This is a genomic window from Micromonospora terminaliae (assembly GCF_009671205.1).
GTDB classification, from domain to species: Bacteria; Actinomycetota; Actinomycetes; order Mycobacteriales; family Micromonosporaceae; genus Micromonospora; species Micromonospora terminaliae.
The window spans coordinates 3,878,001-3,890,494 of the sequence record NZ_CP045309.1 but is presented as its reverse complement, the minus strand read 5'-3'; the positions used below and the strand labels follow the sequence as shown (position 1 = coordinate 3,890,494).

Annotated in this window: 15 protein-coding genes and 1 pseudogene; 12 read left to right on the top strand and 4 right to left on the bottom strand. The window is 74.3% G+C overall.

Annotation, left to right across the window (positions count from 1 at the left end):
* Positions 1-9: 9 nt before the first annotated feature.
* From GCE86_RS17570 to GCE86_RS17555, 4 genes and pseudogenes are all read left to right on the top strand, one after another.
* Entirely contained in the window at positions 10-744 is a 735-nt protein-coding gene (locus tag GCE86_RS17570; RefSeq protein WP_154227974.1) for a protein kinase family protein, read from the top strand.
* Positions 729-908 (top strand): annotated as a pseudogene (locus GCE86_RS31865) (MerR family transcriptional regulator); the annotation flags it as partial. The gene GCE86_RS17570 and the pseudogene GCE86_RS31865, both read left to right, overlap by 16 nt.
* A gap of 132 nt (positions 909-1,040) precedes the next feature.
* The gene (locus tag GCE86_RS31860; RefSeq protein ID WP_154230554.1) at positions 1,041-1,376 is read left to right on the top strand and encodes a YnfA family protein; all 336 of its coding nucleotides are present in this window, start codon (positions 1,041-1,043) and stop codon (positions 1,374-1,376) included.
* Between the two features lie 275 nt (positions 1,377-1,651).
* Positions 1,652-2,866, top strand: coding sequence for a PP2C family protein-serine/threonine phosphatase (locus GCE86_RS17555; protein ID WP_154227973.1), 1,215 nt, complete (start codon positions 1,652-1,654; stop codon positions 2,864-2,866).
* On the opposite strand, the gene GCE86_RS17550 is transcribed toward GCE86_RS17555, so the two are convergent.
* Positions 2,863-3,441: a TetR/AcrR family transcriptional regulator gene (locus GCE86_RS17550; RefSeq protein ID WP_154227972.1), complete on the bottom strand. Its 579-nt coding sequence runs from the start codon at positions 3,439-3,441 to the stop codon at positions 2,863-2,865. The two genes, GCE86_RS17555 and GCE86_RS17550, sit on opposite strands and share 4 nt — an antisense overlap.
* A 60-nt stretch (positions 3,442-3,501) precedes the next feature.
* On the opposite strand from GCE86_RS17550, the gene GCE86_RS17545 reads away from it, so the two are divergent.
* From GCE86_RS17545 to GCE86_RS17535, 3 genes are read left to right on the top strand one after another with little or no spacing between them, the layout of a single operon-like run.
* Positions 3,502-3,999, top strand: a complete 498-nt coding sequence (locus tag GCE86_RS17545; RefSeq protein ID WP_154227971.1) for an FBP domain-containing protein — start codon at positions 3,502-3,504, stop codon at positions 3,997-3,999.
* 21 nt (positions 4,000-4,020) lie between these two features.
* Entirely contained in the window at positions 4,021-4,353 is a 333-nt protein-coding gene (locus tag GCE86_RS17540; RefSeq protein WP_154227970.1) for a PadR family transcriptional regulator, read from the top strand.
* A complete protein-coding gene (locus tag GCE86_RS17535; RefSeq protein ID WP_244317006.1) occupies positions 4,347-5,321 on the top strand; it encodes a hypothetical protein in 975 nt (324 codons plus the stop codon). The genes GCE86_RS17540 and GCE86_RS17535 overlap by 7 nt, the downstream gene beginning before the upstream one ends.
* 46 nt (positions 5,322-5,367) lie before the next feature.
* Here the strand turns inward: GCE86_RS17535 and GCE86_RS17530 are convergent, their stop codons facing one another.
* A complete protein-coding gene (locus GCE86_RS17530) occupies positions 5,368-5,799 on the bottom strand; it encodes a hypothetical protein (RefSeq protein WP_154227969.1) in 432 nt (143 codons plus the stop codon).
* A gap of 154 nt (positions 5,800-5,953) precedes the next feature.
* Here GCE86_RS17530 and GCE86_RS17525 point away from each other — a divergent pair, with 154 nt between their 5' ends.
* From GCE86_RS17525 to GCE86_RS17505, 5 genes are all read left to right on the top strand, one after another.
* Complete coding sequence (locus GCE86_RS17525; protein ID WP_091269261.1) at positions 5,954-6,160, top strand: hypothetical protein; 207 nt, start codon at positions 5,954-5,956, stop codon at positions 6,158-6,160.
* Positions 6,161-6,237: 77 nt separating this feature from the next.
* Positions 6,238-6,888: a histone gene (locus GCE86_RS17520; protein WP_154227967.1), complete on the top strand. Its 651-nt coding sequence runs from the start codon at positions 6,238-6,240 to the stop codon at positions 6,886-6,888.
* A gap of 71 nt (positions 6,889-6,959) precedes the next feature.
* Entirely contained in the window at positions 6,960-8,396 is a 1,437-nt protein-coding gene (locus GCE86_RS17515; RefSeq protein ID WP_154227966.1) for an RNB domain-containing ribonuclease, read from the top strand.
* Between the two features lie 74 nt (positions 8,397-8,470).
* Positions 8,471-9,169, top strand: coding sequence for an NADPH-dependent F420 reductase (npdG, locus tag GCE86_RS17510; protein WP_154227965.1), 699 nt, complete (start codon positions 8,471-8,473; stop codon positions 9,167-9,169).
* Between the two features lie 28 nt (positions 9,170-9,197).
* Positions 9,198-9,641: a VOC family protein gene (locus GCE86_RS17505; RefSeq protein WP_154227964.1), complete on the top strand. Its 444-nt coding sequence runs from the start codon at positions 9,198-9,200 to the stop codon at positions 9,639-9,641.
* Positions 9,642-9,687: 46 nt separating this feature from the next.
* Here the strand turns inward: GCE86_RS17505 and panB are convergent, their stop codons facing one another.
* Entirely contained in the window at positions 9,688-10,533 is an 846-nt protein-coding gene (panB, locus tag GCE86_RS17500) for a 3-methyl-2-oxobutanoate hydroxymethyltransferase (protein ID WP_154227963.1), read from the bottom strand.
* A gap of 122 nt (positions 10,534-10,655) precedes the next feature.
* Positions 10,656-12,416 (bottom strand): NAD+ synthase, encoded by a 1,761-nt coding sequence (locus GCE86_RS17495; protein ID WP_154227962.1) that lies wholly within the window; start codon positions 12,414-12,416, stop codon positions 10,656-10,658.
* Positions 12,417-12,494: the final 78 nt, after the last annotated feature.

Here is a 12,494-nt window from a genome sequence, read left to right as displayed (position 1 = left end):
GTTCGCTCCATGCTCCGGATCGATCGCGAGGCCGCGTTCGCTGTCTTCGACGATCAGGATTCCGGCTGCGTCTCCTACGGCGTCGAGGCCGAGGGCCGCCGGTGGTTCGTCAAGGAGGCGGTGACACCCCGCGCCCAGGCTTCGCTGGCCCGTGCGCGCGGACTGCACGCCGCCGTACGCCACGAGACGATCGTCGGTCCCGAACTCGCCTTCGACGGCACGGACGGGCCGGCGCTCGTGTATCCCTGGTGCGACGGGACGCTGCTCAACCACGCGACGACCCACGGCTCCGACCGCTCCGGGCTGGCGAGGTTCCAGCGCCTGCCCGTCGCCGAGGTGCATGCCGCGCTCGATGCGATCCTCGACGCACATCTGGCGGTGGCCGCCGCCGGATACGTCACCGTCGACCTGTACGACGGTTGCTTCCTCTACGACTTCGCCGCCCGTCGCATGCGCCTGATCGACCTCGACGAGTACCGGCCGGGACCCTTCGTCCTCGGCTCCGACCGGCTCCCCGGGTCCCGCCGCTACATGGCGCCGGAGGAATCGATCCGCGGCTCGGTCATCGACGAACGAACCAGCGTTCACGTCCTGGGCCGCACGGTGCACCACCTGCTCGACTCTCCGCACTCCTGGCGCGGCGCGGCCGCTCACCGGGCCGTGGTCGACCGTGCGACCCGGGAGAACCCGGCCCGGCGGTACGACACGGTGGCGGCCCTCGTGCGAGCGTGGCGCGAGGCGTAGCACCGGGGGTCAACGTGCAGACCCTCCGCTACTACGAGCGCCGGGGACTGCTCGCCTCCCCGCGCCGCTCGCCGGGCGGGCACCGGCTCTACCCGTCGGACACGGTGACCCTGCTGCGGGTCATCAAGACCGCGCAGCGCCTCGGGTTCACCCTCGACGAAGTGGCCGACCTGCTCGACGCCGGCCGGCACCGGCCCCCTGCCGTTCGCCGAGCTCGCCGAGCGGAACGACCGCGCCGGCTCCCGTGGGCCGGGCGATCGGAGGGAGCGCCGGGTGGCCAGGCTACGGTCCGACGTATGACGGTTGCCCGGTCGATCCTGCTGTTCCTGCTCGCCGCGCTCGCCGAGATCGGCGGGGCGTGGCTGGTCTGGCAGGGCTGGCGGGAACACCGGGGGCTGCTCTGGATCGCGGCCGGAGTCATCGCGCTCGGGTTCTACGGCTTCGTCGCCACCTTCCAGCCCGACCCGAACTTCGGCCGGATCCTCGCGGCCTATGGCGGCGTCTTCGTCGCCGGCTCCCTGGCCTGGGGCATGGTGGTCGACAAGTTCCGTCCCGACCGCTATGACATCGTCGGCGCGGCCATCTGTCTCGTCGGGGTCGCCGTCATCATGTACGCCCCCCGCGCCGGCTAGCGACCGCCGCCCCAGCGCGATGTCCAGGAGATGTCGCTGTGACCGTATCCGGCGCGCTGGTCCGGTGTCCGGTGGGATGCCTGGGCGTCGCTTCCGGAGGCGAAGGCTGAGCCGTCGGGCGGGTGCTCTCCCAGGTCCGGGACTAGAATTTTCTCGCATAGCTCGACCCGTCCGTCGTTTACCGCGCCGGACATCCGGTTCCGACCAGCGGCTGGGACGGCCGTCTCACGGGTCGCCATGAGCAGAACTTGTCGGTGCGCAACTAGGATCGTGGGGTGGTTCGGGCGGAGGTCCTGCGGGACGACCAGTGGTTGCGCCGTGTCGAGGCGGTGACCGACGCCACGCTGTCCCGACTCGATGTCGCCGACCTCTTCGACGAACTGCTCGACCGGGTCCGTGACCTCCTGGGGGTCGACACGGCCGCGATCCTCCTGCTCGACGTCCGCGCCCAGCAGCTGGTGGCGACCGCCGCCCGCGGGCTAGAGGAGGAGGTCCGGCAGGGCTTCCGCGTCTCTGTCGGCCGCGGGTTCGCCGGCCAGGTCGCGCTCACCCGGCAGCCGGTGATCCTCCAGACCGTCACCTCCGACAACGTGGTCAACCCGCTGCTGATCGAGACCGGGGTGCAGTCCCTTCTGGGTGTGCCGATCATGGCCCACGGTTCGCTCGTCGGCGTCCTGCACGTGGGCACCCTGTCGCCCCGGCAGTTCACCCTCGAGGACGTCCGCCTCCTCGAACTGGTCGCCGACCGGGTCAGCCTGGCCGCCCGCGCCCGCGCGAGCACCCTGGACCAGGCCGCCGCGCTGGCCCTGCAACGGAGCCTGATCCCCGCCGAACTGCCTGAGCTGCCCGACCTCGAACTGGCCGGCCGGTACGTCCCGGGCCACGCCTCCGGCGTCGGCGGCGACTGGTACGACGTCTTCACCCTGCCGTCCGGCTGGCTGGGCGTGGTCGTCGGCGACGTCTCCGGGCACGGGCTCCAGTCCGCCGTGGTGATGGGCCGGGTCCGCAGCGCCCTGCGGGCCTACGCGCTGGTCTCCGACGACCCGGCGGAGGCGCTCACCCTGCTCGACCGGAAGGTGGTCCACTTCGAGGCCGGCAGCCTGACGACCGCGCTGTACGCGATGATCTCCCCCGACCGGGAGACCGTGCGCGTCTCCGTGGCCGGTCATCCGCGCCCGGTGCTGGCCCTGCCCGGCCACCCGAACAGTCTGCTCGACGCGCACATCGACCCCCCGCTCGGCACCGGCCGGGGCAGCCCGGCACGGCACACCACGACGATCGACTTCCCGCCCGGCTCGGTCCTGGTCGCCTACACCGACGGGCTCGTCGAGCGGCGGGGGGAGCTGTTCGACGCCGGCGTGGCCCGGCTGACCGCGGCAATCCCGCTGGCGCCCGTCGACGCGGTGGCCAACACCGTCATGTCCACCCTGGACACCGAGCACCCGACGGACGACATCGCCCTGCTGGCCGTCCGCCGGCTGCCCCGTTAGCTCTCCTCCCGCGGCGGCCAGTTCCGCAGCAGGGCGTCGAGGGCGTCCAGGGCACGGGACCAGCTGGCGTCCGTCGTACGCGGGGTGTGGCGGAAGCCGCCCGCCCGTTCCAGCGACACGTAGCCGTGGAAGGTGCCGTGCAGCAGGCGTACGGCGTCGGTCTGGTCGGGCTCGGCGAGCTTGTAGCCGCGCAGGATCGCCCGGGTCATCTCCGCGTGCCGCCGGGCCGCGCTCGCCTCGGCCGTCTCCCGGTCGAGTTGCAGCTGCGCCGCCGCGTACCGGCCGGGATGCCGGAGGGCGTAGTCGCGGTACGCGTTGGCGAAGGCCACCAGCGCGTCCTTGCCCGCCCGCCCCGCGAGCGCGTCGGCGGCCCCGTCGGCCATCTCCTGAAGAGCCAGCATCGCCACCTGGACGCGCAGGTCGTGGGCGCTCTTGAGGTGGAAGTACAGGCTGGCGTCCTTCACCCCGAACCGGCGGGCCAGCGCCGAGACGGTCACGTTCTCGAAGCCGACCTCGTCGGCCATCTCCGCGGCCGCCAGGGCCAGGCGTTCGACCGTCAACCCCGTACGGGCCATGTGCCCCACCCCACATCTAGATGCTCTAGCCGTTTACCTAGAGGGTCTAGACTAGCGCCTATGACACCCCTTACCGAGCCCGCCATCCGGGCCTCCTTCGTCAATTGCACCAAGGGTGAGGCGAAGCGCCTGGCCCTGCCCCGGGATCTGGCCGAGCGGCCGTGGGCCGACCTCGACTTCCTCGGCTGGCGTGACCCCGCCGGCGCCGACCGGGCGTACCTGGTCGCCGAGACCGGCACCGGGCTGGTCGGGGTGGCCCTGCGGGTGGCGTCGCAGGCCGGGCGGACCCGGCGCAGCATGTGCTCGCTCTGCCTGACCACGCATACCGGTGACGGCGTCTCGCTGATGACCGCCCGCAAGGCCGGCCCGGACGGGCGGGCGGGCAATTCGGTCGGCAGCTACCTCTGCGCCGACCTCGCCTGCTCGCTCTACCTGCGGGGCCGGAAGAGCGCGGGACGGCGCCTCGACGAGTCCATCACGCTGGCCGAGAAGGTCGACCGGACCACCGCCAACCTTGCCGCCTTCCTGCAGCAGGTCGGGGGACACACCCCTATGTAGTGTTCCGATACAGTCCTCCTCATGCGGATGACGATCCCGGTGGCGAAGGTGCTCGCCGCGCTCCTCGCCGACCCCGAGGCCCCGCGCTACGGGCTCGACCTCATGAAGCTCACCGGCCTGCCCAGCGGCACCCTCTATCCCGTCCTGCACCGGCTCCGGGCGGCCGGCTGGCTCGCCGCCGACTGGGAGGCGATCGACCCGGCGGCCGCGGGACGGCCCGCGCGCCGCTACTACCGGCTCGCCGGCGAGGGGGTGCGGGACGCCCGGCTGGCGCTGGCCGAGCTGCGCGCTCTCGCCCCGGAGAGCGGGGCGTCCCGGGGCGGGGCCGAGCCGACGGGAGCCCCGGCGTGGTGACGCGGCGACTGGCCGGTCTCCTGCTGCGCACGGCGGCGCGGCGCTGGCCGGCGGAGCTGCGCGCCGAGCTGGTCCGCGAGTGGGACGCCGAGCTGCACGTCCTGGCCGAGGGCGGGGAGCGGCGGCGGATGCTGCGCTTCGCCGCCAGCCTCGCCGTCGGCCGCGCGGGTGCGCCGGTGGTCGACCGGACCGTGCTCCACCGGCGGCTGCGGCGCACCGCACGGGTACTGCTGCTCACCCCGCCGGCGTGCGTCGCGGTCGTGGTGCTCGCCGTCGTGGTGATGCGCCTGGCGTTCGGGGCGCTCGAACTGCGCGTGGAGTGGGCGACCGCGGCACAGCTGCCGCTCTGGTCCGGCCTCACGGCCGGGGCGGGCGCGGGGCTCGCCCTCCTCGTCACCCGGGCCGCCCGGCGGACCGTACGCACCGGCCCGCTGGCCACCGCGCTCGGCGTCGTGCTGCCGATCGGGCTGACCGTGGCGGTGGTGCTCACCGCCCTCGCCGGCCGCGACGATCGCGGCGTGCCCGGCACCGTTCCCGGGCTGCTGCTCTGGCTCGCCCTGCTGGTGCCGGCCCTCTGGGGCGCGGGGATCCTGGCCCGCCGCGGGCGGACCCGGCTGGCCTGGGCCGTCGGGCTGCTCGGCGCGCTGGTCGCCGCCGACGCCGCGGTCGTCCTGGCGGTGGTCTCCGCCATCCCGGGAGCACCGGTGGGACCGGTCGCCGACGGGTCGCCCCCGGACGCGGTGGACCGCGTCTCCGCCCCGCTGTGGCTGCTGACCTGCTGGACCGACTCGTCGCTCGGCCTGCCCCGGCCGACCGCCTGGGAACGGTTCCTCATCACCGACCGGGTGCTCGTCGAGCCCGTCTTCTACCTGGCCTGCACCCCGTACGCGGTGGCCTACGCCGTCGCGGCGGCCCGGCCGGCACCGGCCGCCGAAGCCGCGCCGGAATCCGTGCCGGCACCCGCCTGACGCCGGCCGGCCGGCGCGTGACGCGGCCGCTCGGGGGAGGCGCCGGTCAGCGGGGGCAGGGCAGCCGTTGCAGCGGGGCGGGCGTGGCTCCCCGCCGCACCACCTGGGCGAAACACGCGGTGGCATCGGCCCGCTGCCAGCCGAACACCGACGCGGCGGTCTTCGCCACGCGTACCCGGAAGACCAGCCGGACCTCGGCGGCGCCCGCGGCCGCCGTGAGGACCTCGACGCCGTCCACCGTGTCGGCGGCGAGCCGCAGGTCGGCCTCCCGCGCCGAGGGCTCGGCCAGCAGGACGGCCCGGGCGCGTTGCGCGGTGGCCGCCACCTCCCGGTCGGCCCGGCGTTCCAGCCGGTGCTGGGACCGGTCGCGCAGCAGCGGGACCGCCAGGGTCAGGCCGACCGCCACGAGGCCCGCGAGCGCCGCGCCGGCCACCAGCCCCTGCCGCCGGCGCGCCAGCCGTCCTCCCCCGAACCGCACTCCGGGATTGTGCGCCCTCGACCCGCCGGCCGGCTGCCCCCTCTTTCGCCGATCCGGCCCGAAACCGCCCTGACCAGGTCTACTGTGGATGACATCGGCGACTATTTACGGCGTTCCGGTGGCGGCCGGGCGGTTCGCGGTGCACAGTGATCGCATGAGCGACGACGGACGTGGTGGCGGGCACTACTACTGGTGCACCCGACACCACCGGGTCGAGACCGATGCCGACGTGTGCCCCGCGAAGCACGTTCTCGGACCGTACGCCTCAGCCGCCGACGCGGAGAACGCCCTGCAGCAGGTGCGGGAGCGCAACGAAGCGTGGGACGCCGAGGACGCCCGTTGGGCCGGGGAGGACAGGTAGACGGCGCGGGACGGCCCGCGTCGAGGTGATCCGTGCTCCGCGAGGGCGAGAGCACGTCCCCAGGAAAGGGAACCGAGATGGCCGAAGCACAGCAGGCCACCCGCCCGGCCGCGAAACGGACGACCGCAAAGAGGACCACCGCGGGCAGGACGACGGTCACCAAGGCGTCCCCGAACGCCTCGGGCGCCGGCGCCGGCCGGGTGCCGGCGAAGAAGGCCGCCGCGAAGAAGGCGACCGCCCGGAAGGTTGTGTCGGCGGCACGGAAGGCGCCCGCGAAGAAGGCGCCCGCCACGAAGGCCACCGCCAAGAAGGCGCCGGCCAAGAAGGCCGCCGCGAAGAAGGCGCCCGCCACGAAGACCACCGCCAAGAAGGCGCCGGCCAAGAAGACCACCGCGAAGAAGACGACGGCGGCGAAGAAGACCACCGCGGCGCGGAAGACGACGACCGCGGCGACGCGGACCACGGTCGCCAAGAAGGCCCCGGCCAAGAAGACCACGGCCGCGAAGAAGACCACCGCCGCCAGGAAGGCGCCCGCCAAGAAGGCGCCCGCCAAGAAGACCACCGCCTCGACGCGCCCCACCGCGCGCAAGACGGCCGCGAAGAAGGCCCCCGCCAAGAAGGCCACCGCGAAGAAGACCACCACCGCCAAGAAGGCGCCGGCCAAGAAGACCACGGCCGCCAAGAAGACCACCGCCCGCAAGGCGCCGGCCCGCCGGGCCTCCGCCTGACGGCAGGGCGCCACCGCTGACCGGCGCGCGCCGGTCAGCGGATCACGCGGGGCACTGTCAGGATTGACCCCGTGGTGATCCGACGCGTACTGGCGCCCCGCATCGATTTCGGCGCGCTGCGCCGCGAGCTGGGACTTCCCGAAGAATTCCCGGCCGCGGCGCAGCGCGAGGCCGACGCGGCCGCCGCCGCGCCGCTGCCGGCCGCCGCCGACCGGACCGACGTCCCGTTCGTCACCGTCGACCCGGCGACCTCACGCGACCTCGACCAGGCCATGCACCTCGCCCGCCGTCCCGGTGGTGGTTTCCGCATCCGGTACGCGATCGCCGACGTGTTCACCCACGTCCGCCCCGGCGGGGCGCTCGAGGTGGAGACGTGGCGCCGGGGGCAGACCGTCTACCTGCCCGACGGCAACGTGCCGCTGCACCCGCACACGCTCAGCGAGGGGGCGGCGAGCCTGCTGCCCGACGCCGACCGGGCGGCGGTGCTGTGGACCATCGACCTCGACGCCGACGGCGCCACCGTGGCCGTGACGCTGGAACGGGCCCGGGTGCGCAGCCGGGCCAAGCTCGACTACTCCGGTGTGCAGCGCGACGCCGACGCCGGCCGCCTGCCGGAGCCCATTGCCCTGCTGCCCGAGATCGGCGCCCTGCTCACCGCCCGCGGGCTGCACCGGGGGGCGATCAACCTGCCGTTGCCCGAGCAGGACGTCGAGCCGGACGGCGACGGCTGGCGGCTGGTGCTGCGCGGCCCCGGCCCCATGGAGGAGCACAACGCCCAGATCTCCCTGCTGACCGGGATGGCCGCCGCCGACCTCATGCTCGCGGGCCGGATCGGCCTGCTGCGCACCATGCCGCCGCCCCGGCCGGAGGCGGTCGAGCGGCTGCGGCTGGCCGCCGGGCCGCTGGGCGTGCACTGGCCGGCCGGCGCCACGGTCGGCGCGGTGCTCGCCGGGCTGGACGCCTCGCAACCCCGGGCCGCGGCCTTCGTCGACCAGGCCGCCGAGCTGATGCGCGGCGCCGCGTACACGGCGTTCGACGGTGAGCTGCCCGAGCAGCCGGAGCACGGCGGGGTGGCCGCCGCGTACGCCCACGTGACGGCGCCGCTGCGCCGGCTCGCCGACCGGTACGCCACCGAGGTCTGCCTGGCCCTGCACGAGGGCCGGGAGGTGCCCGAGCACGTCCGCGCCGCGCTGCCGAAGCTGCCCGAGGTGATGGCCACCACCGACCGGACCGCCTCCGCGGCCACCCGGGGCGCGGTGGAACTGGCCGAGGCGGTGCTGCTGGCGCACCGGGTGGGGGAGACCTTCGAGGCGGCGGTCCTGGACGTCGACGAGCCGCGGCCCGCGGGCAACGGCCGGCCCGGGCGCCCGCCCGGCGGCACCGTCGCCCTGGACGATCCGCCGGTGCGCGCCCGCTGCACGGGCGACCTGCCGCTCGGTGAGCGCGTCCGGGTACGCCTGACCACCGCCGACCCGGTGCAGCGCAAGGTCGCCTTCGAGAAGGCGTGAGGCGCGCCGGGCGCGGGGATTGTCACAGCGCCCGGCCGCGCCGCCGTGCGGGGACCTTTGCGAGGATGACCCGTATGGCTTACGACGCGACCACCCTGCCCGACGTCTCCGGTCTGACCGTCGGCATCATCGGTGGCACCGGCGACCAGGGGCGGGGTCTCGCCTACCGGTTCGCGCGGGCCGGGCAGACCGTGCTGATCGGCTCCCGTGCCGCCGACCGGGCCGCCCAGGCCGCCGCCGAGATCGCCGCCCTGCCCGGCGTGCCGGCCGGCGCCACCGTCTCCGGAGCGGACAACGACGAGGTCGCCCGCCGCAGCGACGTGGTGATCATCGCGGTGCCGTGGGACGGGCACGCGGCCGTCGTCGGGGCGCTGGCCGGCCCGCTCGCCGGCAAGATCGTCGTCGACTGCGTCAACCCGCTCGGCTTCGACAAGCAGGGCCCGTACGCGCTGACGGTTCCCGAGGGGAGTGCCGTGCAGCAGGCCGCCGGGCTGCTGCCCGACTCCCGGGTCTGCGCCGCCTTCAACCACGTCAGCGCGCCCCTGCTCGCCGACCCGGAGGTCGACCGGATCGACCTGGACGTGCTCATCTGCACCGAGGACCGGGACCTCGTCGGCGTGGTCGCCGCGCTCGCCGCCCGGATCCCCGGAATGCGGGGCATCTACGCCGGCCGGTTGCGCAACGCCCACCAGATCGAGGCGTTCACCGCCAACCTCATCGCGATCAACAAGCGCTACAAGGCGCACGCCGGCATCCGCGTCACCGACCTGTGACGTCGTACCCGTGCGGCACGATCGCCGCATGGAATGGCAACTGGTGATCGACTGTCGGGAGCCGTCGCGGCTCGTCGCGTTCTGGGCCGAGGCGCTGCGCTACCGGCCGCAGCCGCCGCCGGACGGGCAGCCGACCTGGCGGGACTGGTACCTGTCGGTCGGCGTCCCGGCCGAGGAGCTCGGCGAGGGCGACTGCGCCGACCGCCTGGAGGACCCGGCCGGCGCGGGCCCGCGCATCTGGTTCCAGCCCGTCCCCGAGGCCAAGACGATCAAGAACCGGCTGCACATCGACCTGAAGGTCGGCGGCGGACGTGGGGTGCCGGTGGCCGAGCGGCGGCTCCGGGTCGACGCCGAGGTGGCCCGGCTGACCGCCCTGGGCGCGCGGGTGCTCGGCGCGATGGACGACCCCGAGAACGGCTACTACTCGGCGCAGCTGGCCGACCCGGAGGGCAACGAGTTCTGCGTGGTCTGACCCGGCCGGGCGGCGCGGCCCGCGAGCCGCGCCGCCCGGTGTCCGGTCAGAAGGTGTGCTCGGCGGCCGGGAACTGGCCGCCGCGCACCTCCTCGGCGTAGCGGCGGGTGGCGTCGGTCAGCGCGCCGGCCAGGTCGGCGTAGCGCTTCACGAAGCGCGGCGCCTTGCCGGTCCGCAGCCCGGCCATGTCCTGCCAGACCAGCACCTGCGCGTCGGTGTCCGGGCCGGCGCCGATGCCCACCGTGGGGATGTGCAGCTCGGCGGTGATCCGCTTGGCCACCTCGCCGGGCACCATCTCCAGCACCACCGCGAACGCGCCCGCCTCGGCCACCGCGCGGGCGTCGGCGATCACCTCCTCGGCCGTGTCGCCCCGGCCCTGCACCCGGTAGCCGCCCAGGGTGTGCTCGCTCTGCGGGGTGAAGCCGATGTGGGCCATCACCGGGATGCCCGCCCCGACGATCGCCTCGATCTGGGCGGCGCAGCGCCGGCCGCCCTCCAGCTTCACCGCGTGGCAGCCGCCCTCCTTCATGAACCGCACGGCGGTCCGCAGCGCCTGCGTCGGCCCCTCCTCGTAGGACCCGAAGGGCAGGTCACCGACGATCAGCGCCTGCCGGGTCGCCCGTACCACCGCGCGGACCAGGGGGAGCAGTTCCTCGGCGGTCACCGGCAGCGTGGTCTCGTAGCCGAAGACGTTGTTCGCCGCCGAGTCGCCGACCAGCAGCACCGGGATCCCCGCCTGGTCGAAGATCGAGGCGGTGTACTGGTCGTACGAGGTGAGCATCGCCCAGCGCTCGCCGCGCTCCTTGGCGGCGATCAGGTCGCGGGTGCGGACCCGCCGGGTGGCCGGCCCGCCGTAGAGGGCGGTCACCTCGGTCGGGGTGGACTCCACCATGACTCTCTCCTTCCTCGAGGCCGCGTTCGCGGTCCCCGGGTTCCGCCGCGATCGTCGCACCGGGGCACCGGCCGGGGGCAGGGCGGAGTGGAGGATTTCACTCCCGGCGGCGGGGGCGCGGGTCAGCCGTCCTCGCGCCAGCGGTTGGTGATCGGCAGCCGCCGGTCCCGGCCGAACGCCTTCATGGAGATCTTGGTGCCGGGGGCGGACTGCCGGCGCTTGTACTCGGCGGTATCCACCATCCGCAGCACCCGGTCGACGATCGCCGGGTCGTGGCCGGACGCCACCAGGCCCTCCCGCCCCAGGTCGCCGTCGACGTAGCCGATCAGGATCGGGTCGAGCACGTCGTACTCCGGGAGGCTGTCGCTGTCGAGCTGGCCGGGGCTCAGCTCGGCCGACGGGGGCTTGCCGATCGAACTCTCCGGGATCGGCGGCGTCTCGCCACGCCGCTCGGCGTCGGCGTTGCGCCACTTGGCCAGCCGCCAGATCAGCGTCTTCCAGACGTCCTTCACCGGGTTGTAGCCGCCCACCGAGTCGCCGTACAGGGTGGAGTAGCCGACCGCCAGCTCGCTCTTGTTGCCGGTGGTGAGGACCAGGTGGCCCTCCTGGTTCGACAGCGCCATGAGGATCACGCCGCGCACCCGGGCCTGGAGGTTCTCCACGGTCACGCCGGAGAGCGACATGTTGGCCAGGAACGTGTCCACCATGGGCTGGATCGGCTCGATCCGGAAGTCGAGGCCGGTGCGCTTGGCCAGCTCCTCGGCGTCGGCCCGGGAGTGCTCGGACGAGTGCTGGCTCGGCAGCGACACCCCGACCACCCGCTTCGCGCCGAGCGCGTCGACGGCCAGCGCCGCCACCACCGCCGAGTCGATGCCGCCGGAGAGGCCGAGCACCACCGAGGGGAACCGGTTCTTGTCGACGTAGTCGCGCAGGCCCAGCACCAGCGCCTGCCAGACCTCCGCCTCGTCGGCGACCGGCTCGATGATGCCGCCGACCGCGACCCCGTCGCCCGGGGCCGGCAGGCGGATGTCGCTGACCTTGGCCCGGACGATCCGCATGTCGTCGGCGACCTCCTCGCCGCCGACCGGCTCCCTGGCCGGCGGCAGCTCCACGTCGTGCACGAGCAGGTGCTCGACGAACTGGGGCGCCCGGGCCAGCAGCGTGCCGTTCGCGTCGACGATCATCGAGTCGCCGTCGTAGACCAGCTCGTCCTGGCCGCCGACCATGTTCACGTACGCGATGGCGGCGCCCGCCTCGGCCGCCCGGCGGCGGACCAGCGGCAGCCGGATGTCGTCCTTGTTCAGCTCGTAGGGCGAGCCGTTGATGTTGAGCACCAGCCCGACGCCCGCCTGCCGGGCCACCGCGAACGGGCCGCCGGCCTGCCAGAGGTCCTCGCAGATGGTCAGCGCGACGTCCACCCCGCCGATCCGGACCACGGTCAGCGCGTCGCCCGAGACGAAGTAGCGGTCCTCGTCGAACACGCCGTAGTTGGGCAGGTGGTGCTTGAAGTAGGTGGCGACCACCGCCCCGCCGTGCAGCAGCGCGGCCGCGTTGCGGGCTCCCTTGCCCGGCTCGGCGTCGGCGCTGACCTGCGGCGGGCCGTCCGCGTCGAGGTAGCCGACCAGGACCGGCAGCTCACCGAGGCCGTCGGCGGCCAGGTCGGCGGCCAGCCGGTGCAGCGCCTCCCGCGAGGCGGCCACGAACGACCGGCGGAACACCAGGTCCTCGACCGGGTAGCCGGTCAGCATCAGCTCCGGGAAGAGGGCGAGCTGGGCGCCGGCGTCGGCGGCCCTGCGGGACCAGGCGCGGACCAGGCCGGCGTTGCCGGCGATGTCGCCGACCGTCGGGTCGACCTGGCACAGGGCGAGACGCAGGGTGGGCATGCCCTCATCTTGCCTCAGCGGAAGGGCCCGAATCCGACCGGACGCACGAGACGCCGGAGGCGTAACGTCGGCGTAACG